This window comes from Streptomyces sp. NPDC030143, assembly GCF_055573695.1.
In genome coordinates, this window is sequence record NZ_JBVIAY010000018.1 from 109733 (window position 1) to 135604 (window position 25872).

General features: G+C 69.4%; 17 protein-coding genes and 4 pseudogenes. 5 read left to right on the plus strand and 16 right to left on the minus strand.

Annotated features, from left to right (window positions below; all coding sequences use genetic code 11):
* The first annotated feature begins 86 nt into the window (after nucleotides 1-86).
* Nucleotides 87-1226 carry a PucR family transcriptional regulator gene (locus ACZ4YY_RS27610; protein ID WP_468295782.1) on the plus strand — a complete coding sequence of 380 codons (1140 nt, stop codon included), beginning with the start codon at nucleotides 87-89 and terminating at the stop codon, nucleotides 1224-1226.
* Between the two features lie 191 nt (nucleotides 1227-1417).
* Here ACZ4YY_RS27610 and ACZ4YY_RS27615 read toward each other — a convergent pair.
* The 7 genes and pseudogenes from ACZ4YY_RS27615 to ACZ4YY_RS27645 form a co-directional block, all read right to left on the minus strand.
* Nucleotides 1418-1534: pseudogene (locus tag ACZ4YY_RS27615) on the minus strand (hypothetical protein); the annotation flags it as partial.
* 323 nt (nucleotides 1535-1857) lie between these two features.
* Entirely contained in the window at nucleotides 1858-2493 is a 636-nt protein-coding gene (locus tag ACZ4YY_RS27620; RefSeq protein ID WP_468295785.1) for a TetR family transcriptional regulator, read from the minus strand.
* A gap of 187 nt (nucleotides 2494-2680) precedes the next feature.
* Nucleotides 2681-3091 carry a nuclear transport factor 2 family protein gene (locus ACZ4YY_RS27625; protein ID WP_468295788.1) on the minus strand — a complete coding sequence of 137 codons (411 nt, stop codon included), beginning with the start codon at nucleotides 3089-3091 and terminating at the stop codon, nucleotides 2681-2683.
* A 28-nt stretch (nucleotides 3092-3119) separates the two neighbouring features.
* Entirely contained in the window at nucleotides 3120-3374 is a 255-nt protein-coding gene (locus ACZ4YY_RS27630) for a hypothetical protein (protein WP_468295793.1), read from the minus strand.
* Between the two features lie 207 nt (nucleotides 3375-3581).
* Nucleotides 3582-3929 (minus strand): annotated as a pseudogene (locus ACZ4YY_RS27635) (alpha-galactosidase); the annotation flags it as partial.
* 95 nt (nucleotides 3930-4024) lie between these two features.
* Nucleotides 4025-5443: a non-reducing end alpha-L-arabinofuranosidase family hydrolase gene (locus ACZ4YY_RS27640; RefSeq protein ID WP_468295796.1), complete on the minus strand. Its 1419-nt coding sequence runs from the start codon at nucleotides 5441-5443 to the stop codon at nucleotides 4025-4027.
* A gap of 110 nt (nucleotides 5444-5553) precedes the next feature.
* Nucleotides 5554-7863: a beta-L-arabinofuranosidase domain-containing protein gene (locus ACZ4YY_RS27645; protein ID WP_468295799.1), complete on the minus strand. Its 2310-nt coding sequence runs from the start codon at nucleotides 7861-7863 to the stop codon at nucleotides 5554-5556.
* A gap of 1253 nt (nucleotides 7864-9116) precedes the next feature.
* Between ACZ4YY_RS27645 and ACZ4YY_RS27650 the strand changes: the two genes are divergently transcribed.
* Both ACZ4YY_RS27650 and ACZ4YY_RS27655 read left to right on the plus strand, forming a co-directional pair.
* Nucleotides 9117-9824, plus strand: coding sequence for a family 43 glycosylhydrolase (locus ACZ4YY_RS27650; RefSeq protein WP_468295802.1), 708 nt, complete (start codon nucleotides 9117-9119; stop codon nucleotides 9822-9824).
* Nucleotides 9821-10168, plus strand: a complete 348-nt coding sequence (locus ACZ4YY_RS27655) for an RICIN domain-containing protein (RefSeq protein ID WP_468295804.1) — start codon at nucleotides 9821-9823, stop codon at nucleotides 10166-10168. The genes ACZ4YY_RS27650 and ACZ4YY_RS27655 overlap by 4 nt, the downstream gene beginning before the upstream one ends.
* A 109-nt stretch (nucleotides 10169-10277) precedes the next feature.
* Here the strand turns inward: ACZ4YY_RS27655 and ACZ4YY_RS27660 are convergent, their stop codons facing one another.
* From ACZ4YY_RS27660 to ACZ4YY_RS27675, 4 genes and pseudogenes are all read right to left on the minus strand, one after another.
* On the minus strand, nucleotides 10278-12545 hold the full coding sequence (locus tag ACZ4YY_RS27660; protein ID WP_468295807.1) for a glycoside hydrolase family 97 catalytic domain-containing protein: 2268 nt from the start codon (nucleotides 12543-12545) through the stop codon (nucleotides 10278-10280).
* A 276-nt stretch (nucleotides 12546-12821) separates the two neighbouring features.
* The gene (locus tag ACZ4YY_RS27665; RefSeq protein ID WP_468295810.1) at nucleotides 12822-13238 is read right to left on the minus strand and encodes an AbfB domain-containing protein; all 417 of its coding nucleotides are present in this window, start codon (nucleotides 13236-13238) and stop codon (nucleotides 12822-12824) included.
* 74 nt (nucleotides 13239-13312) lie between these two features.
* A pseudogene (locus ACZ4YY_RS27670) lies at nucleotides 13313-14025 on the minus strand (LamG-like jellyroll fold domain-containing protein); the annotation flags it as partial.
* A gap of 80 nt (nucleotides 14026-14105) precedes the next feature.
* Nucleotides 14106-15536, minus strand: a complete 1431-nt coding sequence (locus ACZ4YY_RS27675; protein ID WP_468295817.1) for a glycoside hydrolase family 43 protein — start codon at nucleotides 15534-15536, stop codon at nucleotides 14106-14108.
* 1070 nt (nucleotides 15537-16606) lie between these two features.
* On the opposite strand from ACZ4YY_RS27675, the gene ACZ4YY_RS27680 reads away from it, so the two are divergent.
* Together ACZ4YY_RS27680 and ACZ4YY_RS27685 are read left to right on the plus strand one after the other, a co-directional pair.
* Nucleotides 16607-17965 (plus strand): glycoside hydrolase family 43 protein, encoded by a 1359-nt coding sequence (locus tag ACZ4YY_RS27680; RefSeq protein ID WP_468295823.1) that lies wholly within the window; start codon nucleotides 16607-16609, stop codon nucleotides 17963-17965.
* A 225-nt stretch (nucleotides 17966-18190) separates the two neighbouring features.
* Nucleotides 18191-19470, plus strand: a pseudogene (locus tag ACZ4YY_RS27685) (fused MFS/spermidine synthase); the annotation flags it as partial.
* A gap of 488 nt (nucleotides 19471-19958) precedes the next feature.
* Here the strand turns inward: ACZ4YY_RS27685 and ACZ4YY_RS27690 are convergent.
* The 5 genes from ACZ4YY_RS27690 to ACZ4YY_RS27710 all read right to left on the minus strand — a co-directional run bounded on the left by ACZ4YY_RS27690 (nucleotide 19959) and on the right by ACZ4YY_RS27710 (nucleotide 25774).
* A complete protein-coding gene (locus tag ACZ4YY_RS27690) occupies nucleotides 19959-21389 on the minus strand; it encodes a glycoside hydrolase family 43 protein (protein WP_468295827.1) in 1431 nt (476 codons plus the stop codon).
* Nucleotides 21390-22053: 664 nt separating this feature from the next.
* Complete coding sequence (locus ACZ4YY_RS27695; protein ID WP_468295830.1) at nucleotides 22054-22233, minus strand: hypothetical protein; 180 nt, start codon at nucleotides 22231-22233, stop codon at nucleotides 22054-22056.
* A 33-nt stretch (nucleotides 22234-22266) separates the two neighbouring features.
* Nucleotides 22267-23514 carry an MFS transporter gene (locus tag ACZ4YY_RS27700; protein WP_468295835.1) on the minus strand — a complete coding sequence of 416 codons (1248 nt, stop codon included), beginning with the start codon at nucleotides 23512-23514 and terminating at the stop codon, nucleotides 22267-22269.
* Nucleotides 23515-23525: 11 nt separating this feature from the next.
* Complete coding sequence (locus tag ACZ4YY_RS27705) at nucleotides 23526-24419, minus strand: dihydrodipicolinate synthase family protein (RefSeq protein ID WP_468295838.1); 894 nt, start codon at nucleotides 24417-24419, stop codon at nucleotides 23526-23528.
* 35 nt (nucleotides 24420-24454) lie between these two features.
* Entirely contained in the window at nucleotides 24455-25774 is a 1320-nt protein-coding gene (locus tag ACZ4YY_RS27710; protein WP_468295842.1) for an aminotransferase class I/II-fold pyridoxal phosphate-dependent enzyme, read from the minus strand.
* Nucleotides 25775-25872 lie beyond the last annotated feature (98 nt).

Sequence of the window (25872 nt, forward strand, 5' to 3'; positions counted from 1 at the left end):
GACTCCAGCTTGCTGTGCCTCGAGGCGTAAAGTCCTGACCGCAGGACGTAAATTTGGTCGGCTGAATTGTTCGCAGGGAACAAAACATGAGCCATGCAATCCGGAGGGCCAGCGAACTGGCCCTCAACGAGACGACGGTCACCGCACTGCGGGCCGTGCTGAAGACCACCGCCGACGAGGTCGTCCAGGCGATCATCGACGAGGTCCCTCCCTACGCCAACGCTCTGTCGGGCCATATGGGCGCCACCATCCGCCGAGCCGTCCGCACCGCCCTGGGGCACTACCTGGACCTCGCCACCGGGAACGCCACAGGCGGCGACGCCGGTGACGCGGCCTACGAGCTGGGCCGCGGCGAGGTGCGCGACGGCCGTTCGATGGACGCCCTGCTCAGCGCCTACCGCGTCGGCGCCCGCGTGGCCTGGCGATGCCTGGCAGCGGGTGCCGTACCCGCAGGTCTGCCCGCCGCCGAGGTCGCCAAGTTCGCCGAGCTGACCTTCGCCTACATCGACGAGCTCTCCGCCGCGAGCGCCGCAGGCCACGCCGACGAACTGGCCGCCCGGGGCAGGGACCACGAGCGCCACCTGGAACACCTGGCCCGCGACCTTCTCGCCGGCGCGAGCCCGGACGTGCTGCTGGCCTCTGCCCAGCGGGCCGGGTGGCAGCCTCCGGTTTCGCTGACCGCGGTCCTGCTGCCCGCCGCCCAGGCCCGGCCTGCCTACCGCACGCTCGACCCGAGCACCCTCGTCCTCGACGATCTGCCGGACGCCACCGGTGTGCTGCTCGTCCCCGATGCCGACCGATCACATCTGTTGCGGCAGCTGAACGACCGCACCGCCGTGGCCGGCCCCGCCCGGCCCTGGACTCGAGCGTCCGCCTCGTACACACGAGCCGTACGCGCGCGCTCCCTCTCCTCCGATATTCGCGACACCGAGGACCACCTGCCCGAGCTGGTGCTGAGCGCCGACGTGGACGCGTTCGCGGACCTGCGCGCCCGAGCCCTCGCACCTCTGCGGACCCTGCCTGTCGCGACCGCACGGCGGCTGGAGGAGACGTTGCGGGCGTGGCTGCTGCACCAGGGCAGGCGGGACGAGGTGGCGGCGGCGTTGTTCGTCCATCCCCAGACGGTCCGGTACCGGATGTCGCAGCTGCGGGAGCTGTTTCCGGATCTCGCATCGCCACACCGGGTCCTTGAACTGACGCTGGCGGTCGGTCTTCGGGTCAGCTGACGAGTACTGCCTCGTTCCCGGTGTCCTTGGCTGGTCGGCGACCAGGCGGAACTGGTTCGGCTCCTGTGAGGGACGGGGTGTCCAGGATGGCGGACAACCGTGCCAATCGCCTTGTCCGGCCTGGCGGATCTGACGGGAGGAGTACGCGCGGTCGGCCAGGACATGAGCAGACCGGGTGCGCGGAGGTCCGCCCCCGGTCCGCACCCGCCGAAGCGCTGGGGCGTCGGTACGGGTAGCGGCAGGCGCTTGGCGAGTTCGGGGAGCCACCGGAACTCGCTGCGCAAGAGCGCAGGGGCGCGCTCCGTCATGGGCAGGCGCACGGCCAGGTCGTCGCCGAGTCACCAGAGCTGATTGTCCCAACCTGAGGGGACCGGCTGAATCTCGAGGTCGGCCGATTCGGGATGCTGGGCCCGAACGAGATCACGGACAAAGCCCTCGTCGATGTCGGCTCGTTCCACTTGCCCTCCGAGTTGAGGGTGCCGAGCTGAGAGCGAAGGCAAGCCCTTCGCGCTGGGGGCGCGGCTGGTCGCGTGCGTGCGAGCGGCTTGTCTTTCGGACGCACCTGCTGAGTGATCAGCACGTGCGTCGGAAACGGGTGGACCCTGCCGGACGCCGGTCCGCTGAGTCGCTGTCAGGTGGGCTTGCCGGTGATGTCTGCCAGGAGTGCTGTGATGACCCGGTCCGTGGCGGCGGTCATGTCGATGGAGTCGGGGGCGAGCAGCCACTGGATCTGGAGGCCGTCCATGACGGCGATGATCGCGGTGGCCGCCTCTTCGAGGTTGAGGTCGGGGCGTGTCTCGCCGAGTTCGGATGCTTCTGCGAGGGCTTCGGTGACCAGGGTGCGCAGGCCGGCATAGCGGTCGCGGAAGTACTCCTGGGCGGGGTGGCCCTCCGTGACGCTCTCCGCCGACAGGACGGCGTACAGCCGGACAATGCCTTCCCGTTCGGTGTTGCGGCGGACGGTGTCGACCAGGTGACGCAGGAAGGCCAGACCGCGGGGGCGGTCGGGGCCGAGCTGTTCGATGTCGGTGGCGTCGCGCAGGTCGAGGACGCTGGTGAGCAGCTGGGCCTTGGAGCGGAAGTAGTGCAGGACGCCGGCCTGGGTGACTCCCGCGCGGTCGGCGATCTCCTGCAGGGAGGCGTTGTTGTAGCCGCGGGCGGCGAAGGTGTCCATGGCGATCTGCAGGATCTCCTGCCGTCGCTGCTGGGCCTTGAGGCTTCTTCCTGTGCGGGGCTGCCGCTCCCCGTTCGGCGTGCTCTCGCTCATCGCGCGGAGTCTACGGGGCTGTCGATCGGTGGTCACCTTCCGATCAAACCCCGCAACCTGTGTACCACGAACCCTCATTTCACAAACGCGCAAACGCGCAAACGCACAGACGGGCCTCCGGCCGCAGTCGCAGTCACGGCGTGCTTCCATCTGAGCCTCAACTTCTCGAGATCCCCGACAGCGTCAGCTATTCAGGGTCCTTGCGCCCAGGTTCGGCAAGGCGCCGAACGGCGGAATCGATGTCCTCACCGCCGGCCTCGACCTCTTCCATGTACAGCCGGGCCCAGGAAATGCAGTCATCTTCAAGGCCCATGACGATGACGCCGCGCATCTCAAAGGACGTGCTGTCCTCGCGGGTGCCGAACCAATGCCACTCCGACCACTCAGTGCCGTCCGCGGCAGCCGTGGCCAGCAGCTCCGCCCTGAGATCGGGGACCTGGCGGAAGAACATCGCCCAGTTCCTCCTGACCCCGTCCCGTCCCTGGAAGGCACGCGCCGGGTGTGCGGGCTGCTCACTGCGGTAGTCGGGACAGAAACAGTCAACGAACGCGTCCAGGTCATGGTCATTGATCGCCTGACGCAGCCGCTGTGCAACCATCCTCCGCTCCTGTACAGCCACGAAAGGCTCAGCCCGGGCCGCCGCCTCCGCCGCCTCCGCCGCCTCCGTTGTCGGGGAGGCCGAGGCGGAGTGCGAGACCGACGAGGCGCTCGATGAACTCCTCGGGGAAGTCACCGCCGGGGGACGTGGGCCGATCCGCGACGGGCGGAGAGGTCTTGTGGTTCTCGCAGCCGCAGTGGGCCATGGCTTGCGGAGCGGCTGCGAGGAAGGTGGCGATCAGGACCACGGCGACAGCAGCGCCGCGGCCGGTTCGAGTGGGCATGTGCACCTCCCAAAGGTTGGCCAGTCACTCCACCCCTCCCACCCCGAACCAGCGGCACAAGCCGAACCAAACGTATTCCGCCCATAGGTACGCGGGTCTTCACGCAGATGGTGGCCCTTGGCTGGGCACGCCTCCGACCCCTCAAGGCTCAAAGCAACCTCTGGTGCGCCTCTGACGGTGAGGTGGTCGGTGAGCGGAGAGGGGGCAGGTGGCGCCGGTGGGGGCGTGGAAGCTGTTGGGGTTGATGCTGTAGACGATGGGACGGCCGGTGGCGCGCAGGGCGTCGCGCATGGTCGTGACTGCGCGATCTGCTCGCTGAGGGTGCCGCTGCCGGAGCACCAGTCGTACTTGAGGCAGGACGACATTGCGTCGGCGGCCTGGCGGACCTGCGCCTCGGTGATTCCGCACCCGAAGCTGTTCCAGCTGTTTCACCCAGCGGCGGGGTGAGCGCCGGGCTGTCGGGGGCGGCCGAGGCGGTCGTGCCGGCACAGGCGGTGACGCAGGCGCTGAGCGTCAGCGCGGTGCCGTGAGGCGCCGCAGCAGCCGCCTGTGCAGGGGAACGTGGGGGAGTCCTTCCCGGCCCGCAAAGCGGAAGCCGCTTTGCGGGCCTTGTGAGTACGGCTATTCGGTTGTGGTCATGGGTGCGCGGGTCAGCGCTGCAGGGTGAGGAGGCCCGGCCGGTACGGCCACTTCAAGTAGTCGGTGCCGCTCGCGGTGGCGCCCCTGCCCTGGTAGAGGAACTGCAGGTTGCAGGGGTCGATGGTCTTGGTCTGGTCGGGGTTGTTGCGGACCAGGTCACCGTGGCTGATGTCGTTGGTCCAGGTCTGGTTGGTGTTGGCCTTGCCCGCGAAGGGGCTGCTCTCGCTGCCGGCCTGCACGGTCCACGGACCGTTCAGGCTGGAGGCGGTGAACGAGCGGAAGTAGCGGCCGTTCGCGCCCTTCGCCTCGACGATCATGAGGTACTGGTTCTGGCCCTGGACCTTGTAGACCTCCGGCGCCTCGAACACCCTGTCCTCGGTGTCGCTCAGGACCGTCGTGTACGACGAGCCGAAGTTCCCGGGGAAGTTTCCGATCGGCATGCTCGCCTTGTAGATCTTGCCGTTGTCACCGGCGAAGAACAGGTGCATCTCCTTGTCGTCGGCGATCAGGGTCTGGTCGATCGGGCCGGTGGGGGAGTTGTCGGTGCTGGGCAGGGTGCCGGTGAACAGCGGCTGCGGCGCGGACCAGCTGTTGGGGTTGGTGGGGTCGGTCGACGTGCGGTAGTTGAAGGGCCAGCCGCCGGCCCACTGGGAGGCCATCACCCAGATGTTCTTGGGCGCGAAGTAGATCAGCGTGGGCGCCACCGCGCCCTGGCTCATGGCGGTCTGGGGGGCCGTCGCCATGTCCGACCAGTTCGTGAAGGGGCCGAAGCCCATCGAGCGCCAGTTGCTGCCGTCGGAGTACGTCCCGTAGACCAGGTGCTTGCCCTGGTACGTCACGTTGGTGAAGTCCTTCAGCGCGTACGATCCGTTCGCCGGCTGCGCCAGCGCCCCGGTCGAGGTCCACCGATAGGTCGACGGAAGGGGACACGTGGTGCCCGACGCTGCCAGGCCGGTCCACTTCTGGTTGCTGCCGCCGTTGCACGTCGCGATTTCCACCGCCGTGCCGTTGGCCGTTCCCGAGCCCGTGGCGGCCAGGCACAGCCCGGACTCCACGGCGACGATCGTGCCGTCGGAGTTGGCCCGCCACTGCTGGTTCGTGCCGCCGTTGCAGCTCCAGATCACCGGCCGGGTGCCGGGCGTGGTGGCGTGGCCCGGGACGTCCAGGCATTTGTTGCCGTACACGGTCAGCTGGTTGTTGTCCGTCAGCGTCCACTGCTGGTTGGTCCCGCCCCAGCAGTCCCAGAGCTGCAGGTTCGTGCCGTCGGTCTGGCTGGCTCCCGGTACGTCGAGGCACCGGCCGGAACCGACACCGCGCACGGCGCTGGTGGTGGCCGCCTGAGCCGGGTTGGCTATGAGCGTCGCCGCCGAAGCGAGCAGGGCCGCGAGCACCACAGACAGATGTCTGCGGTCGAAACGTAGTCTGTACATGGGACCTCGTACTTTTCGAGTGAGCGGATGTTCGTGATATCGAACGTAGGTCGAAGTGTCGAGCGTGCGGAAGGCTGGAGAGCGACCAGGACCTACGTCCGCGGCAAACCTCAGTTCCGCACGATGCGCCACCGGTTGTCGGCGGTGCCGTCGTCCGAGTCCTGGACCGCGAACGCGCCGACAGCGGTGGAGTTGCTCGCGATGGCGAGCAGCTTGCCACTGTTCTCGTTGCGGATCTTGTAGGTGCCGTCTCCCTGGTCGAGCAGCGTCCACCTGTGGTCGGCGGTGCCGGTGTCCGACCACTGCAGGACGGTCGCGCCGTCTGCCGTGGACATGCTCTGGACGCCGAGCACCTTGCCGCTGTGGGCGTTGCGGAAGCGGACCGCGCTTCCGTCGGTGATCATGTACCAGTCGTGGTCGGCGGTGCCGTTGTCCGACCACTGCAGAGCGCGGCCGCCGTCGGCCGTGGACATGTTCTGGATACCCAGCAGGAGGCCGCTGCTCGCGTTGACGAGACGGACGCTGCCGGCGGCGTTCCAGTAGACGGTGTAGTTGTGGCCGTGCGCGTCGTGGAACGGACCCAGGTTGACGGTGGAGCCGTTGGCGGTGGCCGTGAAGGCGAGCGAGGTGCTGCTGGTCCGTGTGATCGACGAGGTGTTCAGCGTCGGGAGGGAACTGAGCGTGGTGTTGCCGTAGTTGCCGGACAGGACCACCGGGCCGTAGGTGATCGCGGAGACGTCCTTGTTGTCGTTGGCGGCTCGCATGACGACCCGCATGGGCAGGCGGACGGTGACGGTGTCGCCGGAGGTCCACGAGCGGCTCAGGGTGGCGTAGCTGCCGGGGTTGGTGGCGATGTTCTGCCGCGTGCCGTTGACGCTGATGGTGGCCTCGGAGGTCCAGCTCGGGATGCGGATGCGCATCGCCCAGGTTCCGCTGACGTTGCCGGTGACCTGCAGGGTGGTGGTGTCGCTGACGGGATAGGTCGTGGTCTGGGTGACCGTGATCCCGCGCTCCGACCAGTTGAGTACCGAGGGCACGAACATGTTGACGATCAGCGTGTTGTCACTGCGGTAGTAGATGGAGTCCATCAGCCTGGTGTGCATCTCCAGGCCCGTGCCCTGGCAGCACCAGAAGGTGCCGTAGTCGGTGCTCCAGGTGCCGCCGCCCCACGCCGGGCCCACACCGCGTCGGCTTCCCGGGTTGAGCGGGGTGAAGTAGGTGACGTGGCCGTGGTTGTCGGCCGGGTTCTGCTGGCCGATCATCTGGTTGAGCCATGCCCGCTCGTAGTAGTCGAACAGCGCGGCCCGGTTCGGGTCCAGCGCGAACAACTCCCGGGTGAGGAGGAGCATGTTGAAGGTGTTGCAGCTCTCGCAGGTGTCATTGTTCAGGAAGCCGGCGATGGCGTTCGGGGCGCGGAAGTGCTCCGCCTGGCTGTTGCCGCCGATGGCGTAGGTGTGCGCGTTGACAGTGATGTTCCAGGCGTTGGTGGCGATGTCCCGGTAGCGGGTGGTTCCGGTGGCCTTGAACTCCCGGGCGGCACCGATCCACTTGGGTACCTGGGTGTTGGCGTGCAGTCCGCTGAGCCGGTCCTGGTTGGCCGCCAGCGGATCGAACACCGCGGCGTGGTCGAAGCGCCGGGCGGCGGTGAGCCACCGCGCGTCACCCGTCTGCTGGTAGAGATCGGTCAGCACGGTGTTCATGCCGCCGAACTCGGTCTGCAGCATGGCCTGCATCTGCTGGGCGGTCAGCCGGCCGGTGCGCCAGTCGACCCATCCCGCCAGGGCGAGCAGCACGTCACGCGCTTGTGTGCTGCCGATGTGGCGCCACACGTCCAGCAGGCCGACGAGGGTCTTGTGGATGGTGTAGTAGGGCACGTTGCCGTTGGTCAGGGTCCGCTGCTCGACAGCGGTGAAGTCGGACTCGGGGTAGCCGGAGAGATACCCGGTGTTGAAGCCGGCGGCGCTGTTGTTGGCCTGGCACTTGGCCAGCTCCGCGACCATGTAGTTCGCCTTGTCCCGGCAGACGGTGTCCCCGGTCACGGCGTACAACTGCGCCCATGCCGTGAGGAAGTGCCCTTGGACGTGGGTGCGGAAGGGGAAGTTCGGTGCGTCCCACCCGCCGGTGGCGGCCGCGCCGTTGGTGGAAAGCCGGTGGTTGGCGCGGAAGTTGTACAGCAGCCGGTCGACATCGACGAACCGCAGGTAGTTCTGCGTACGGTTCTGGTTGTCCAGCCACCGGCTCGCGGTGAGCCGGACCTGGCCGAATTCGAAGGGGTGCGCCAGGACCCCGATGTCGGCCCGTGCAGGGGGAACGGCCGCCGCGTGGGCGGCAGAGCCGCCGATGAGGAAACCGGTGGCGGAGCCGGCGGCGGTGGCCCCGGCTGCCTGCAGGAGGCGCCGTCTGCTGAGGGAGGAAGACATCTTGAACCCTTCGGTGGCGAGAGTGCGATTACTTGCCCGTCGGTGTGTCGGCTCACATGTCCGGCGGTCCGGTGCAGCACGTCCAGGGCTGGTGTACCGGCGGCGTGACGGCCCTGCGGCGCCATACGTCCGGCAGGCCGACGGCATCACAGCAAAGTCGTTGCCGACGGCCACCTTCCTGGCCGCCGTGCCGGTGCGAACTCATGCGCGTGAGACTCATCCGGCACTGTGGTCGGTTCGCGCTGTTCGATCGTCGGAACTCCGCTCGGACTCGGCGACTGGGGGCAGGGCGGCAGCACGGGTCGACGAAGAAGCCCGGGACCCTCAAGAGGTCTCGGACTCATCGGTCCTCTCCACTGCTACATGGGATGGATTAACGGACATGAGTGTTGCTTCTGTCTAGCCTTGCGACACAAGAGCCTCGCCCGCTTCCCGGATGAGCGTCCGGTCGGCGCCCTTCCGCCCGTGAGACATCGGTTGTGTTGAGAGGGGTGTGAGGAGTGCGCCGTGTGCTCGGCGAGCCCGCCGCGATGAGCCTGCCGGAGAAGCCGCAACGCTCGGAAAAATAAGGGACGATCCGTTGACTTGGTGCGACCGGAACTCTAGCTTCGGGTCAGCTTGTTCGGCGAACCGCGCCCTGTTCGATATTTCGGCCAGTCTCCGTGTTCGGTTGCCCCGAGAGGAACCCGCATGCCCCTTCGACAGTCCGTCCTCCGTGCAGGAGGTCCGGCCACAGCCGTTCTCGTCCGTACGGCGGTGTTCGCGACGGCCGCCGGTGCCCCGGTGGGCCTCCGGCCGTGGGGGAGAGCGATGAGCTCGACCGGACGGAACCGGTCGCGGTGACGGTCGACCAGGCCGCGCGGCAGCGAGGACCACTGCCACGGCCGGTCGCCGTCGTGGACAGCGTGCCCGCCAACTCCGACTCCGCGCATACCACCTAGGAGGCCGAGGCCGCCGCCGACACCCTTCGTTCAGCAACGTGACGGCTGATGCCACGGGCACCAGGGCCGCCGACATCGCCTGCACCAACGGCAGCACGCCGCCCGTACGGCCGTCCTCCACCGGGAGGAGCTCGAGGCGTGCGTGACTCGGAACCTGCGACCGCGGCGGGACTGGACCCCTCAGGCCCTCAAGGCCGAGTCGCCCGCACGGGCAGGTGGCGGTGCTTCCCGGGCCGGCCGGTATCTGCGCGAGGCGGAGCTTCGCTCGAAAAACCGCCCGTACACGCGATGACCATCGGCGAAGGAAAAATCGTGGACATCACCAGACGACAGCTCGGCCGGCTCGCCGCGGCCGGCACCGGGGCGGTCGTACTGCCGGGCCCGCTGCCGCCGAGCACGGCGGTGGCGGCCACACCGCTGACCGGACCGTGGGGCGGCCAGGGCGACGGCACCTTCGTCAACCCGATCATCCCGGCCGACCTCAGCGACTGGGACTGCATCCGGGTCGGCTCCGACTACTACGGCATCACCAGCACCTTCGGGTACTCGCCCGGCATGGCCGTCCTGCACTCGAAGGACCTGGTCAACTGGCGGACGCTCGGCGGCGTGGTGGACGACGTCGCCCGTATCGGACCGGAGCTGAACCGGGACCGGACGAACCGCTACGGCCGTGGCGTGTGGGCCGGGGCCATCCGCTACCACGCGGGCCGCTACTGGGTGTACTTCAATACGCCCGACGAAGGCTTCTTCATGTCGTCGGCCCCGTCGCCGACCGGGCCGTGGGAGCCGTTGCACTCCATGTGGCGCACCTCCGGCTGGAACGACGTGTGCCCGTTCTGGGACGACGACGGCCAGGGCTTCCTGGTCACCACCCACTACGCGGACGCCTACAAGGTGCACCTGTTCAAGCTGTCCGCGGACGGCAGGTCGCTGGTCGGCCCGTCCACCGTCGTCCACCAGTCGCCGCGCAGCGGGCCGCCGACCTCTCCGCTGTCTCGACCGCGGACGGCGTCGGCGTGATCCAGTGGCCCGACAACGGTGAGTCGAACCAGCACTGGGCCTTCCAGTCCACGGGGGACGGCTACCACACCATCAGGTGCGTCCGCAGCGGCAAGGTGCTCGACGTGGCGGGGTCCTCGACGGCGGACGGCGCGGCGGTCGTGCAGATGACCGCCGACGGCCGGACGAGCCGGCAGGGGCAGCTGCGCCCGCAGACCGGTGGCGAATTCGTCCTGGTCAACCGCAACAGCGGCAAGGTGCTCGACGCCAAGGCAGGCAGTACGGCCGACGGTGCCGCGCTGATCCAGTACCGCGACGTCGGCAGCTCCAACCAGCGATGGACCTTCCACCGCGTCACCGCCTAGGTACCGGGCCGTTCATGAAGGGGGCCTTGCTCGCCCGAGCAAGGCCCCCTTCGAAGACGCTCCCGGCAGGCAGTGCCGTACTACGGAGTGGCCGTCTTGTTCAGCGGTGTCAGGAGACGGTGAACATCTGGTGGTCGGCGCCGTCGTACGGGCGTTGCTCCAACTGGTCGCCCTGGGCGCTGCCCGCGGTGAGGTAGAGACCGCTGTGGCGGTTCAGCAGCCGGATACGGCCGTTGCCCGCGTCCTCCGCCAGCCATTCGTCGTTGGTGTTCGCGTTGGCTTCGTAGGTGTACTGGACGGCCGTCGCGCCCGCGTCGCGGGAGGCCCACCGGATGACGACGTCCTTGCCGCTCGCCTCATTGACGATCCGCGTGTATCCGTCGCCGACAGGCACGAACGCGAAGCGCTGGTTGGTGCCGCCGGTGCTGGACCAGCGGATGATCGCGGCGTCGTTCGCGAGGCTCTTGCTCTTCACGTCCAGTACATGGCTGCTGCCGGCGACGGTCACCGTGCGGTTCCCGGTCGGCAGGGCCGCGACCTTGGTCAGCTTCACCGCATGACCGCCGTTGGCGACCGCCGGGACGCTGAGCGTGTCACCGGCCTGGATGACCTTGCTGGTGCGGGTCAGGCCGTCGGGGCCGTCGGTGATGATCTCCGCGTGCCAGCTACCGGAGCCGAGGAACGCGGTCGGGTAGCTGATGGTGGCGGCGCCGCCGCGCCGGAGCGCCCCGACGAACCACCGGTCGCCGTCGCGGCGCGCGATGACCCCTCCGGTGAGCGGGTCGCCCGAGACGTACTTCGTCTCGTCCCACACGGTCGGCAGCATGCGCAGCCACCGCTGCGCCTCGGGACGCGCCTGGTAGTCCGAGATACGGCTGCCGGGCAGCATGATGCCGCTCTCCAGCAGTACGCCCAGGGCGAGTTCGGCGGCGTCGCTGTTCGGGTTGCCCTGCTGGAAGCTCATCGGCGAGTAGTCGGCCGGACCCAGTGCGCCGCGGGTGAACGGGAGCGCGGCCACGTGACCGATGTTCCGGCCGCCGGGATATTCCTCGCCCCGCACGGCTTCGTTGGTCAGCACGTGCGGCCAGGTGCGGTGGACACCGACGGACAGGCGCGAGCCGTGCAGGTCGACCATCAGCTTGTAGCGGGCGGTGTCGGCCAGGGCCGCGTCGTACCACTGATGGCGGGCCCGGGTCTCGGAACCCATGAAGTCCATCTTGACGCCGACGACACCCCACCCGGTGATCTTGGTGAACTCGGCGTCCCGCTCGGCGGCGGTGTCCAGGTCCTGCCAGTGGTACCAGAGCATGATCCGCACGCCGCGCTCGCGGGCGTAGGTCACGAGCTCGGGAATGATCGCCTGGTTGGCCTTCCACCCGTCGTCGACGAGGAGATAGGGCCAGCCCTGCGAGGAGGCGTAGTCGGCCCACTGCTTGAGCTTGGTCAGGTCGCGCTGGGTGGCCCACATGCCGTCCAGCCACGGCCACGCGGCGACGCCCGGCTTGATCCACGAGGTGTCGGAGATCTTCGACGCGGGTGCGACGTCGTCGACCAGCGTGGACTCCACGATCGTCGCCGTGCTGCCGATGGCGGCGGTGCGCCACGCTGTGGCGAACGCGCCGGACCGTACGATCTGCGCGTCGGCCAGCGCGACGGTGAACCGGCCGGTGCCCTGGGTGTGGGTGAACCGGCCACCCGAGTAGTCGCCGTCCACACCGGACTCGGCGAGCAGTACCCGCGCGCCGTTGGTCTGCTGGGCGTACATGCCCATGTCGTAGGAGCCCGTCGCCACGTCGGCGACCGGAGAGGTCACATACCCCTTCTCGTGGTCGGCGCTGAACTCCTGCCGGGACAGCTGGGCGTCGGCCGGCAGTTCGAACGAGGTGGCCTCGCGCAGCACCGTCGCACCCGACGGCAGCTCGTAGCGCAGCGCCATGCCGTCCGCGGACGTGCGGACGTGCACGGTCATCCGCGCGGAGCCCTTCGCGAACACCAGCCTCGTCTCGGTCGCGGACCGCGTCCGGACGCGGGACTTCCCCGCCTCGACCTCGTAGGTGTACGAGACGGGCGCATCCGTGCGGCTGACGAAGTCCACTCCGGTGGTGAAGTCGGCCTGGCTGGTCACCAGCCCGATCGGAGCGGGTATCAGGGCCTGGCGGCAGTTCCAGGTCGCGCCGAGCGAGAGGGCGCCGTTCGCGTCCAGCGCCACGGTGGCGCGCACGCCGTCACAGCCGGTCTGTGCGACGCCGGGCTGGACCGAGGTCCAGTTCCCCGGCGTGGCGGCCGATGCGGGCGTCGCAGTGACCGAGCCGATGACGGCGAGGACTGCGGCGGCCGTACCGGCGGCTCGAATCCGGTTTCGTCGGTGGAGTTTCATGCGGCCTTCCGAGAAGGGGCGGGTGGGTGGTCCGGCGCGTATCGCTTGCGCCGGGAGTGGGAGGGAGATTGCCTTTACATCCCATCACTGTCAAGGAAAAAGCCCCGATAGCTCGGGAGTTACCCCGCTGCAGGGCTCAATGACTGGCTTTTTATGGGATGTCTGGCGTTGGTTGGGTGAGTCGACTGTCGGGTGGAGCGAAGCCGTCGCTCGGTCAGGCGGGTGGCCCGCACGGCAAGGCCGTGCGGGTCACCCGTGTGCGTGAGGGGGAATCGGTCAGGCCCAGGGGCTGACCGCCGTGAAGGAGCTGTCGGCGCGGAAGGTGGTGTTGTCCTGGTAGGGGTCGATGCGCAGTTCGTAGTTGTGGTGGCGCAGGTAGCGGCCGGGGTAGTTGTACGACTCCAGGGAGACCGAGCCGGCGGTCGAACCGGGGCGGGCGCAGTAGGTGGCGTCCTTGTTGAACAGCGCTGTGCCACCCGGCGCGTCGAAGCGGACCCGGAGGTCCTTGTGGCGCAGGTAGCGGCCGGAGGCGTCACGGAAGGAGTAGCAGCTTGCGTCGGCGAGGCCGGGGACGATCGTGAAGGTGGCGCTCTGCTTGACCGCCGTGGTGCTGGAGGACGTCACCGGGTCGAGGTAGCCGAGGCTGTCGGAGCGTACGGCGGCGTAGCGGCCGGGGAAGTTGACCGACCGCACGAGCGGGTGGTGCCGGTCGGCAGGGCGGTGCCGCCGGTGACCGGGGTGATGCTGCTCAGGGTGGGGGCGACCTTCTTGCCCTTGAAGAGCTTGTCACCGCTGAAGACCGACTTGCCGATGTGGTTGGCCGTGGTGGTGCCGGATCCGATGGAACCGGGGGTGATGCTGACCGAGGTGTTGCGGGCCACCTCCACGCCGTCCCGGTACAGGATTCCCGTGGTGCCGGTCTGGGTGTAGGTGACGTGCTTCCAGACCGAGCGCTGCAGTGCCCCCGAGGCGGCGGTGTTCTGCTCGGTGGACGGGCCCCCGGAGGCGATGGCGGTCCGGAACGAGTCGCCGGTGGTGAACGGGTACCCGTTGCCGGCGCCGCTGCTCGCGGTGTTGCCGAAGCCGTAGAGGAAGTAGGGCGTGGTCTGGTTGGCGTCGATCTGCACGTCCGTCGAGACGGTGATCGAGTTCATGCCGCTCATGATGTTGTCCGGCACCTTGATATAGGTGTCGGAGACGTTGAACGTGAGCCCTTCCCGGAACCGGACCAGCCGGCGGTGCCGTTCACGGTGCCGTCCCGGCCGTTGCCCGAAGAGTCCGCCGCCACCGTGCCCGAGGTGGCGTCGAGTTTGTACCAGAGCGCCAGGCCGTCGGTGATCTCCGCCGCCCGGGCGGGGGCCGCCGGGCCGACGACGCCCACCAGGAGCGAGACAGCGGCGGCCACGGCGGCCAGAGCGCCCTGCCGGAATCTCGGGCGGCGCTGTGCTGTCACGCCGCGCGTTCGAAAAGTGTCCGGCATGCCGGACAGCTCCTTTCGGCCTGGTGGAGCGATGGGTGGGTGGGGGCGCCGTGTAGGCGCCCCCACCTTGTCGGGTCAGGTCAGCTCGTCACGCGGAAGGTGGCGTCACCGCGCCCCGTCGCCGTGGTGATGGGGTCGAGGCGGAGCTGGTAGGCGTAGTGGCGGATGTAGCGGTCCGGGTGGTTGTAGGACTGGAAGGAGGACCAGGTGGAGTCGGCGAGCCCGGCGACCTGGCGGAAGGTGGCGTCCGCCGCGAACTGGGCGGTGCCGTCGTTGCGGACCAGCTGGAAGTCGTAGTTGGCGTGGCGCAGGAAGTAGCCGGGCATGTTCACCGACTCGAAGGAGACGGTTCCCGAGCCGGCCAGGCCGGGCCGCAGCCGGAACTTGGCGTCGTCGCTGGTGATGTTCTGGTCGATGCGCACGTCGAAGTCGGCGTGCCGCATGTACCGGTCCTGGAAGTTGAACGACTGCAGCCGCTTGGCGGGGGTGCTGGGCCAGCGGGCGAGGACGCGGGTTTCCTCGGCGGTGGTGAGGTTCATGATCGAGCCGTGGCGCTTCTTGTTGACGCCCAGGCTGTAGCTGCCCGATGTGGGGAGCTGGTAGGTGCCGACGGCGGAGGGGTTGGTCGTCGTGACCGGCATGTACCCGCCGCGGGAGGCGTACTGGTCGAGGTACAGGGTCCACTCGTTGCGGTCGCGGAACTTCATCCACATGGGGCCCTCGACCTGGGCGCCGGTCAGGCCGATGCCGGAGAGGTTGCCGAGGGGGGTCCACGTCCCCAGGATGGAGTTGCTGCCTTCGATGGTGATCTGGCCGTCACCGGAGGCCCGTACGTAGCGGAAGTTGCCGACACCGGCCGGCACCTCGACGATCTGGGTGTCGATGAGTTCCTGGGTGCCGGGGCGGTCGATGTAGGTCTGCGGTGTGGTGATGGTGCGGAAGTCGCTGGTGCGGGCGTAGAAGATGCGGTGCTTCGTCTTGCCGTCGAGGGGCACGTTCGTCGCCCAGTACAGGACGTAGTCGTTGGTGGCCGGATCCCAGATCGCCTCCGGGGCCCAGGCGTTGCGCCCGTCGGGGATCGCGCCGGCGACGTTGAGCAGCCACGGCTCCGACCAGCTGATCAGGTCCGTGGACTCCCACACCACCAGGTTGCGGCTGCCGTTGTTGATGGAGTCCGACCATGACTGGCCGCAGCTGATGCACAGGTCGGTGGCGATGATCCAGTACTTGCTGCCGTCGGGGGACCTCACCAGTGCGGGGTCGCGCACGCCCTTGGTGCCGATCGTGGAGCGCAGGATCGGCGCCCCGCCGTTGAGGTCGTTCCAGTGCAGCCCGTCCGCGCTGTGCGCGAGGTACATCTGCTGACCGGCCGACCCCTCCCCGGTGAAGTGCAGCATCAGGTAGCCCGGGTCGGCCGCGGCCGCCCGGTCCGGTGTGATCAAGGCTTGGGATGTGAAGAGCAGGCACGCGGCGAGCAGTATCGCCGACAGCCGGGCGCGAAGCGCGGACATCTCTGTCTCCTGTCGTTCAGCGAAGGCCGTCACAGGGCGTGGAACGCCCGGATCGCATGGCGGGCAAAGCTCGGAGACCGGCCTCGGTGCGGGCGGGACAGGACCGGCTGCCGCGCGACGCGGAGGAGGCCGACTGGATCCGGGTGACGGTGTGTCCGCCGTGTGCGGTGCGCTTCGCCGTGGGGTGGCGGCCGGCCTGGGCACGCGATGCCGGTGCGTTCGTGGTGACGGCTGGTGAGGTGAGGGCACGATGTCGCCGGATCGGGGTGGTCGCAGGCGTGGTGCGGCGAGACCGGCCTGCGTCGCACCACACGTCTTGTTCTCGTACGGCTCCTGTTTCTCTTCTCGTCCGGGCCCAGCTGCCTCCAAGTACGGGGAAGTCAGCGGCGGCCGACCGGGTCCGCGCCTCCCGGGTTCGACCGCTGTCGAGCGCCGTGCGGTGTGCCTCCCAGCGTTCGGCCGGGGGGAAGCCTTCCGTAGCCGACTCCCCGTTCCGCCGAAGCGAGTTGTCCGATAAATCGAACAGCGTTCGTAAGGTCGGGCAGACGTTAAGTGTGGGACGCGGGGAGCGTCAATACCTCCGGCAGCAGGAGTCCGTAGGACCTGAGAAGACTGGTCGCAGTCGGTTGGCCGGGGTGGGACGGCTTCGGTGGCGAGCGCTGCCGTCCGCCGCCCGGCATGAGCAGGGTCGCCCACAAGGGATTTCCGGCCACAGCTGGTGCTGACGTGCAGCAGTGCGGCGGCCCGACCGAGATCTGGGTGTCGGCCAGACCGCGCCGGATGCGGCGGGGGCGGGGGCGGCATGGAGCCCGAACACCCTGGGCGGGGTGTGGGGCAATGTCTCCACTTGCGGGCTCCCTGCCGAAGCCGTGCCTCGCGGCGGAGGCCGGCGATGTGCGCCCGGTGATACCACGTCTGGGGAACGGGATGCTCCTGATGCATTGACGCACGCGTGGCTGAAACTTATGTTCTGATCGCGCTGCCGCACGTTGTTCGTAATTACGAACAAAATGACATTTCCCATCACGGCGGATCGGTCAAGCGGACGGGCCGGTCCCCTGGAGGAAGAGTTGAACAGAACCGTAAGAAGACTGCTCGCCCTGCTGGGCCCGCTGCTGATGGTCCTGCTGGGTGCCCCAGCCCTCCAGGGCACCGCGGCCGCCGCCGCGCCGCCGGCCGGGCAGACCACGCGGTACACGATGACCGCGTTCACCAATTCCAGCGAGTCGAACATGTACGTCTACGACTCGCCGGACGCCACCGGCTTCACCCTCCGCAAGGGCCCGGCGTACACCCCGCCCTCCGGGCTGATCCGTGACCCCAGCATCTTCAAGCACACGGACGGCTTCTACTACATCACCTACACCACCAACTGGACCGGGAACACGATCGGTTTCGCCCGGAGCGCCGACCGGGTGAACTGGACGTTCCTGAACAACTACACGATCCCGATCAGCGGACTGACCCGCACCTGGGCGCCGGAGTGGTTCGTCGACAGCGACGGCAGCGTCAACGTCATCATGTCGCTGACGTCGGCGAGCACCGCCACCCACTTCACCGCCTGGAAGATCACGGCGACCAACTCCGCACTGACCACCTGGTCGGCGCCCACCCAGCTGTCCGGCATCGGCCCGAACTACATCGACACCTTCGTCGTCAAGATCGGCTCCACGTACCACGCGTTCACCAAGAACGAGACGACGAAGTACATCGAGTACGCCACCGCCTCCAGCCTCACCGGCCCGTACACCATGCGCAAGACGGGCAACTGGGCCGGATTCGGTGACTGGGTCGAGGGCCCGGCCCTGGTCCAGCTCGACAACGGCGGCTGGCGCATCTACTACGACGGCTACCGCGCCGGCAAGTACTGGTACAGCGACAGCTACGACAACTTCGCCACCTGGACCACGCCCACCGAGGTGCCCGGGCTGACCGGCTTCATACGCCACGCCACCGTGCTGAAGGAGACGGTCTCCGGCGGCGTCACCCTGCCCACCAACACCACCAGGTCGCTGCAGTCGGTCAACTTCCCCGGCCGGTACGCCGCGGTGCACTCCGACAGCCTCGCCTACGTCGACCCGGTGAGCTCCTCCAGCAGCACCGCCGTCAAGCAGAGCGCCACCTTCACGGTCGTGCCCGGCCTCGCGGACGCCAACTGCTACTCCTTCCGCGACTCCTCCGGCCGCTACCTGCGCCACTGGGACTTCCGGGCCCGCTTCGACAGCAGCAACGGCACCGAAGTCTTCAACAAGGACGCCACCTACTGCGCCCGCCCGGGCACCGCCGCAGGCTCCGTCCGCCTGGAGTCGTACAACTACCCCGGCCGCTACCTGCGCCACTACAACTACGCGCTGCGCGTGGACCCCTACCAGGACACCGACACGTTCCGCGCCGACAGCTCCTTCACGGCGGTCACCCCCTGGGTCTGACCCGTCCGATCCTTCCCCCAGCCGCCGTGCCGTCGCGGATCCCCCCCCGCGGCGGCACGGCCTCCTTCCCGGCGTGCGCCACTACTGCGTCCGGCGCCCACCGGCAGCGGTTCGGCGTGACCCCACCGCCTCCGCCGCGGTGGCGCAGTCAACGACTCCGGCGACGGCCGTCCGCCGCCGGAGCCGCTCCGCCCGCCCCACCGCGGTCCGGAGCTCACGGCTCTTCCACGCCGGCTCATCGGCCCCTTGCTCGGCATGTCGGGAGCGGTCGTGGCGCTCACCCCGGCGGTGCTGCGCGCCTGCGGAGTGGGCACCGGCGATGCTCTTGTTGATCGCGGCGCTGACCTTCGTGCCGGGCGCGCTGCTCTCCGCGGTGACGCCGATCGTGACCGAGCTGGGTCTGACCAGCCTCGCCGAGACCGGAACGGTGGTCGGCCGACTGTCCGGTGTCGGCACCGTCGGCGCCATCGTCGGCACAGTGCTCACCGGCTTCGTCCTGGTGTCGCGGTTGCCGGTCAGCGGCATACCGATCGGTCCCGGCACCCTGCTGGTGGCCGGCTCGGCGCTGGTCGAGCGGCGAACGCGCGACTGGAACAGCGCCCCTGCCCTGGCACACGTGGTCGTCGCCGGCGGCCTCGCCGCCATGGTCGCGCCCGATGCCTGCGACACGGATACTAAGTACCACTGCCTACGGGTCGTCGAAGACCGCGACCGGGCAGTGGCCGCACCCTCCTGCCGGACGGCCTGCGGCACTCCTACGTCGACATCGACGACCCGACCTTCCTGGAGTTCACGTAGTGCGGGCCATCGCGTCGGTGGTCCATGCCGCCTTTCCCGAAGGTGAGCCACTCGCCGCCTACCACGTGGGCGGCGGCGGGCTCACCTCTCCCCGTTACCTCGCGGCCACGCGGCCCGGCACGCGCAGCCTGGTCTCCGAGATCGACGACGGGGTCGTGCGTGTCAACCGCGACCGACTCGGCTGGAGACCGGGAACCGGAATCGAGGTACGCGCCGAGGACGGCAGGCTCGGCCTGCGGCGACTGGAAGCCGGCAGCCGTGATCTCGTCGTCGGCGACGCCTTCGGAGGCGTCAGCGTGCCGTGGCACCTCACCACGGTGGAAACGATGACCGACATACGAAGGGTGCTCGACGAGAACGGCCTGTACGTCGCCAACCTCATCGACCCCGGTGCTCCGGCCTTCGCACGTGCCGAAGTGGCCACCCTCGGCGAGACGTTCGAGCACGTCGCCCTCGTCGGTGAACCCGCCGACATCGGACTCGACCCGACCGCCGCACCCGAGGGCGGCAATCTGGTGGTGCTCGCCTCCGACCGACGCCTCGACCTGCGCGCCACCCAGGAAGCACTGGACGCCCGGAGAACCGGCTGGAAGATCACCACGGGGGACGACCTCGCCTCCTGGACCGGCGATGCCCGACCGCTCACCGACGACCACGCACCCGTCGACCAGCTCCTCCAGCCCTCCAGCCCACGGAGCAGCCGGTGACACGACACACGTCCAGGCCCTGATTGCGATCGGCACCGACCTCGGACCGGGCTCGCCCCTTCCCTCGGTCCGACCTGCCGCTGCCGCTGGCGCGAGGGGCTGGAGAACCGGCGGCGGGCCTCGCCGAGCAGTACGGAGGGGACCGGGCGGCAGCCGCCCGGTCCCCTCACTCCCTACCCCCGTCGCCGAGCCGGATTCCTGATCGGCGTCACGACACGGTCAGGTAGATCTTGCGCACGGTTTCGATGGTCTTCCGGACACCGACGAAGCCCGGCTTCATGACCGTGGCGGGCAGCCGTCAGGCCCTGGCAAGGCGTCGCACGACGCGAACAGCGCGGGACCTCACCGGGTCAGCCCGCCTGGGCCGGACGCGGCCTCTTCGGACGGCGGGGTCGCCGGGACGGCTCGTGGAAGGGAAGCCGGCGCCTGCCCCGCTGGTGGGGCGGTCGGGGCGCGGTGAAGGCGCCGGCTTCCCTGTTCCGCGCGGGTCAGTTCGTCACGCGGAAGGTGGCGTCACCGCGTCCTGTCGCGGTGGTGATCGGGTCGAGCTTCAGGTAGTAGGCGTAGTGGCGGATGTAGCGGTCGGGGTGGTTGTAGGACTGGAAGGAGGACCAGGTGGGGTCGGCGAGGCCGGCGACCTGGCGGAAGGTGGCGTCGGCGGCGAACTGGGCGGTGCCGTCGTTGCGGACCAGTTGGAAGTCGTTGTTGGCGTGGCGCAGGAAGTAGCCGCGGTAGTTCACCGACTCGAAGGAGACGGTGCCCGTGCCCGCCAGGCCGGGCCGCAGCCGGAACTGGGCGTCCAGGCTGGTGATGTTCTGGTCGATGCGCACGTCGAAGTCGGCGTGCCGCACGTAGCGGTCCTGGAAGTTGTACGACTGGAGCCGCTTGGCCGGGATGTCGCTCCAGCGGGCGAGGACGCGGGACTCCTCGGCGGCCGTCAGGTTCAGGATCGAGCCGTGGCGCTTCTTGAGGGCGCCCATGTTGTAGCTGCCCGACGCCGGAATCTGGTAGGTGCCGGGGGCGGAGGGGTTGGCCGTCGTGACCGGCATGTACCCGCGTCCGGAGGAGTACTGGTCGAGGTAGAGCGCCCACTCGTTGCGGTCGCGGAACTTCATCCACATGGGGCCCTCGACCTGGGCGCCGGTCAGGCCGATGCCGGAGAGGTTGCCGAGGGGGGTCCAGGTGCCGAGGATCGAGTTGCTGCCTTCGAGGGTGATCTGGCCGTCACCGGAGGCCCGCACGTAGCGGTGGCTGCCGACACCGGCCGGCAGCTCGACGATCTGGGTGTCGATGATCTCCTGCGTGCCGGGGCGCTCGATGTAGGTCTGCGGTGTGGTGATGGTGCGGAAGTCGCTGGTGCGGGCGTAGTAGATCCGGTGCTTCGTCCTGCCGTTCAGGGGCACGTTCGTCGCCCAGTACAGGACGTAGTCGTTGGTGGCCGGGTCCCAGATCGCTTCCGGCGCCCAGGCGTTGCGCCCGTCGGGGATCGCGCCGGCGACGTTGAGCAGCCACGGCTCCGACCAGCTGATCAGGTCCGTGGACTCCCACACCACCAGGTTGCGGCTGCCGTTGTTGATGGAGTCCGACCACGACTGGCCGCAGCTGATGCACAGGTCGGTGGCGATGATCCAGTACTTGCTGCCGTCGGGGGACCTCACCAGTGCGGGGTCACGCACGCCCTTGGTGCCGATCGTGGAGCGCAGGATCGGCGCCCCGCCGTTGAGGTCGTTCCAGTGCAGGCCGTCCGCGCTGTGCGCGAGGTACATCTGCTGGCCGTTCGACCCCTCCCCGGTGAAGTGCAGCATCAGGTAGCCCGGGTCGGCCGCGGCCGCCCGGTCCGGTGTGATCAAGGCTTGGGATGTGAAGAGCAGGCAGGCGGCGAGCAGTATCGCCGACAGCCGGGCGCGAAGCGCGGACATCTCTGTCTCCTGTCGTTCAGCCGGTGCCACCACGGGGAGCGGCACATCGAGGGGCGGGGGAAGCTCGGTCTCGCTGTGGACGGGACGGGATGGGGCTGTCGCCCGACGTGGAAGGGGCCGGCTGATCCGGGTGACGGTGTGGCTGCCGTGTGCGGTGCGCTTCGTCGTGGGTGACGGCGGGCCTGGGAACACACGATGCCGGTGCTTTCGTGGTGACGGCTCGTGAGGTGGGGGCACGGTGTCGTCCGAGTGGGGCGGTCGCGGGGCGCGGGGGCCGGCCGGCGCGGTTGTCGGTTCGGGCGCACGCGGGCGCGGTGCGGCGAAGCGGTCTGCGGTCCGGCGCCTGCGAGGCGGCTCTTCGCCTGCGCCGCTTTGCGCGTCCTGTCGTCGTACGGCTCCTGTTTCCCGGCCGGGGGGAAGCCTTCCGTGGCCAACTCCCTGTCCGCCGCAGCACGTTGTTGTCCGATATATCGAACGACGTTCGTAAGGTCGGGCAGACGTTAAGTGGGGGAAGCGGGAAGCGTCAATACCTCCGGCAGCAGTAGCCCGTGGAACCTCGGAAAGCCGGTCGCGGTCGGCCCGGCCCCGGCCGTTCGCGAGGGCCGCGACGCGGACGGAACCGCCCGGCGGGACATGCCCCGCCGGTCTGTTCGGAACCCACCCGTCACCTCTCGGCTGTCGTGCCCCACGGGAGGGCTTCTCCCGAACGCAGGTGGTCTCTCAGCCACAGCTCGGTGCCGCTGACGTGCAGCAGCGCGGCGGCCCGACTGAGGGAAGCGCCGCGGACGGACAGTGCCCGGAAGATCGCCTCGTGCTCGGCGAGCGGCTCTCTGGCATGCCGCAAGGCACTCTTTCGATGATGATCGGTTCGTCACCGTCATGGGCGCTTCTCGTTGGCTCTCGCGAAGCGCGTTTCGATGGTTGCGGTGACGACGGCAGCGGAGACGGCCAGGACGCCGACGATGAGCGGTAGGCGGACGCTCATGCCCGTCAGGGAGCCGGCCAACGCCGTTCCAGCGGATCCAGACGTGATCTTCAGTGCCGCGACCCAGATGAAGACCTGGCTGCGCGCTCTGCTCGGCGCGTATTCGGTGCGAGCCGCGAGGGTGGAGGCGAAGAAGAAGGCGTTGAGGATTCCGGCGAGGGCGTAGGCCGCGACGGACACCGCGAAGGCGGGGCTCGCGGTGACGGTGAGGAGTCCGGCGACGACGCCCAGGGCGAGGCGGCGCATCAGCAGGTCCGGGCCTCCGGTGAGGGGGAAGACCATGACGGCTATGGACCCGGTGAGATTGCCGAGGCCGTAGGCGGCGGTCAGTACGGCCGCGGTGGCCGGCTCGATGCCGAGGATCTTCGTCATGTGGACTGCGGTGATCGGCAGTGCTGCGACACTCAGGGCGACGATCATCGTCAGGTAGACGGTGCGGCGGAGGTGGCCGGTGCGGGCGATGAGCGCGAGGGTCGCTCCCGGCTTGAGGATCGTCTTCTTGTCGCCGCCGTGGGACGGCGCGGTGAACGGCAGGAGCAGGACGCCGCCCGCCGCTGTGGCCGCCCCCGCCGCGAGTGCGAGGGCGGCCGCGGCGGGGGAGGCCCAGCCGGACAGGGCGGCCACCAGGGACGGCCCTACGGTGCCGCCGATGCCGTAGGTGGCCACGTCCCAGCCCTGGGCCCGCCGTTGCGTGTGCAGTCGCGGTCCGACGATGGCGGGCAACCGGCTGCTGATGCCGCCTGTCAGCAAGGGCCCGCAGGTGCCGGCCGCGGCCAGTATCAGCCCGGTCAGCACGGCGGGGACGTGACCGTAGGTCAGTACTGCTGTGGTCAGGGCGGTGGCGTACAGCAGGCAGGCCGCCGCGATGACCTTCCGGCCGTCCTGGGCGAGGTCCAGCGGCCGGGCGACGAAGGGGCCGAGCAGGTGCGGGGCGGTGATGCAGGCGCCGAGTACTCCGGCCAGTGTCCCGGGGCCGCCGGATGAGGTGACGAGGAGGACGACGGCGACCACGGCTCCGCCATCGGCGGTGCGGGCGAGGGCCGCGGCGATGACGTAGCGCGCCAGGCCGCCGCTGCCTCTTCCGGGCGCGGTCGGTGCTCCCGGCGTCCTCGGTGTGCGTGCTGTGTGCTGGTGGCTCATGTGGTCGGTGCTCAGGAGGTGAGCCGGAGGGCGTCCAGTGTGGCGACGACCTCGCGGCGGGCGGTCTCGTCCAGGCCCCGCAGGGGAAGCGGCAGGTTCGGTTCCCCCGTCAGGCCGAGGTGGGACGCGGCGGCGGACATGACGCGCAGGCTGCTGTGACGGCGGCACAGCGCCCACAGCGGTTCAAGCCCTTCGGACAGTTCCGTGGCCGTTGCGGCGTGGCCGGCCTGGGCGGCACGGGTGAGGGCGAGGGCGGTCTGCGGGAAGGTGCCGCCGATGACCGAGTACCAGGCGTCGCACCCGGCGTTCAAGCCGCGGGCAGCCGTCCAGTCGCCGCTCACCCCGATGGTGACCGTGCCGGGGATCAGCTTGCGCAGCGCGTCGATGCGGAGCTCGGCCTGACGCGGGTCGTCGGGCACACCGGGGATCTTGATCGAGCCGACGTTCGGCAACTGCGCGATGCGGCCGTGCAGTTCGTCGGTGAAGTGCACGTGCGTGGTGCCGGGGTTGTCGTACACGCACAGCGGTACGGAGAGCTCGCGGGTGACGTCCTCGTACAGACCGAACACCTCGTCCTCCGTGAGCGGCTGATACGTCATCGGGGCGAGCAGCACTCCGGACGCGCCCGCCTTCTGCGCGTCCTCGGCCAGCTCCAGCACGTGCGAGGTGCGCAGCGCGCCGATACCGACGATGACCGGTACCCCGGCGGCGGCCTCGACCGCGGTCCTCGCGGCGTGCGCGCGCTGCTCCCGGGTGAGGTAGGCGTAGCCGCCGGTGGAACCGAGCGCGCCGATGGAGTCCACGCCGGCGGCGGCGAGGCGGGCGACGAGCGCGGCATACGCCGCTGTGTCGATGCCCTGCTCGCCGGTGGGGGTGAGGGGGAAGGCGCTCAGACCGCGGAACACGATGACTCCTCGCAGTGGGTGGGAATGGGTGATGGTCAGTTGGCCGCAGCGCGCAGTTCGGCGACGACCGCTGCGAGTTCGGCGGCGAAAGCTTCGGCCTGCGGCTCGGTGATGGTGGAGGCGGTGACCCGGATCGCGCCCTGATGGACGGCCGGATCCGGCGCGAAGAGGTGGCCTGGCCGCACCGCCCAACCCCGCTGTGCCAGGGCCGTGACCGCGGCCCGTGCGTCGACGTCGAGCTCGACCCAGACGTTCAGCCCGTCGGGCCGGTACGGCACGTCGATGCCGTGGGCGTGCAGCCGCTCGACGAGCAGGCCGCTGCGCTGTGCGTAGACCTCGCGGGCCCGTTCATGCAGTTCGTGGACGTGCGGATCGAGGAGGAGTTCGCGGGTGATGTGCTGCAGAAGGCGGCTGACCCATGTGGTGCCGGCGCTCAACCGCGCCTCCAGGTGCGCGGCGGTCTCGGCATCGGCCGCAACGAGGGCGAGACGCAGATCCGGTCCGAGGAACTTGGACACGGACCGCACCAACGCCCAGCGTGCGCTGCTCGATGGCGTGATCCGGTGGTACGGCCGCGCGGAGACGGCCGAGAAGTGGTCGTCCTCGATCACGAGGACCTGGGGGTGCTCCGCCAGGATCGCCCGCAGGTCGGCCGCCCGTTCCTCGGTGAGACTCGCGCCGCTGGGGTTGTGGGCCCGGGGTGTGCAGACGACCGCGCGGGCACCGGCCTGAAGGGCTGCCCGCAGAGCGTCGGGGCGCATGCCGGCGCCGTCGACCCCCACGGGCGCGGAGCGGTAGCCGTTCAGCCGCAGGGTGCCGATGCTCGCCAGGAAGCACGGGTCCTCGATCGCCACCAGATCCCCGCGGGTGAGGTGAGCGGTCAGAAGCCGTTCGGTGGCATCCACCGCTCCATGGGTCACCAGCGTGCGGAACGGATGATCGATGTCCTCGGCGAAGTCGGAACGCGCCCAGGCGTCCAGCCCGGCGTCGTTGGCGGGCCCGCCGTACAGCGGCTGGCTGTACTCGCCGCGCCGGGCGGCGGTCAGGATGTCGGGCAGCAGCTGCGGGTCGGGGTTGCCGCTGGCCAGGTCGACGTGGTCGCCACCGACAGCGACGCCTTCGCGCGCGAGTTGCGGCACCGCCGCGATCACCGTCCCTCCGCGACCCCGCGTCTCGGCAACTCCGGCCTCGACGAGCCGCCGGTAAGCAAGGGCGACCGTGTTCCGGTTGACTCCCAGCTGCGCCGCGAGCGCGCGCACCGGGGGCAGGCTCGAGCGCGGCACCAGCTCGCCTGATGTCACCTGGTCCCGCACACTCCCTGCGATCTCAGCCGCGGTAGTGCCCCTGATGCGCACGCGATCAGCTCCACACGAAACGATGGATTCGTCCTATGCCAAAGTTTGTCCTATGCCAAACGTACGCTGCGTGTCGCCGTCGACGCCAGCAGCGTTCC

Coding starts and splice junctions, on each gene's coding strand:
- ACZ4YY_RS27610 (WP_468295782.1), top strand. CDS start 87: ATGAGCCATGCAATCCGGAGGGCCAGCGAACTGGCCCTCAACGAGACG.
- ACZ4YY_RS27620 (WP_468295785.1), bottom strand. CDS start 2,493: ATGAGCGAGAGCACGCCGAACGGGGAGCGGCAGCCCCGCACAGGAAGA.
- ACZ4YY_RS27625 (WP_468295788.1), bottom strand. CDS start 3,091: ATGGTTGCACAGCGGCTGCGTCAGGCGATCAATGACCATGACCTGGAC.
- ACZ4YY_RS27630 (WP_468295793.1), bottom strand. CDS start 3,374: ATGCCCACTCGAACCGGCCGCGGCGCTGCTGTCGCCGTGGTCCTGATC.
- ACZ4YY_RS27640 (WP_468295796.1), bottom strand. CDS start 5,443: ATGTACAGACTACGTTTCGACCGCAGACATCTGTCTGTGGTGCTCGCG.
- ACZ4YY_RS27645 (WP_468295799.1), bottom strand. CDS start 7,863: ATGTCTTCCTCCCTCAGCAGACGGCGCCTCCTGCAGGCAGCCGGGGCC.
- ACZ4YY_RS27660 (WP_468295807.1), bottom strand. CDS start 12,545: ATGAAACTCCACCGACGAAACCGGATTCGAGCCGCCGGTACGGCCGCC.
- ACZ4YY_RS27675 (WP_468295817.1), bottom strand. CDS start 15,536: ATGTCCGCGCTTCGCGCCCGGCTGTCGGCGATACTGCTCGCCGCGTGC.
- ACZ4YY_RS27690 (WP_468295827.1), bottom strand. CDS start 21,389: ATGTCCGCGCTTCGCGCCCGGCTGTCGGCGATACTGCTCGCCGCCTGC.
- ACZ4YY_RS27700 (WP_468295835.1), bottom strand. CDS start 23,514: ATGAGCCACCAGCACACAGCACGCACACCGAGGACGCCGGGAGCACCG.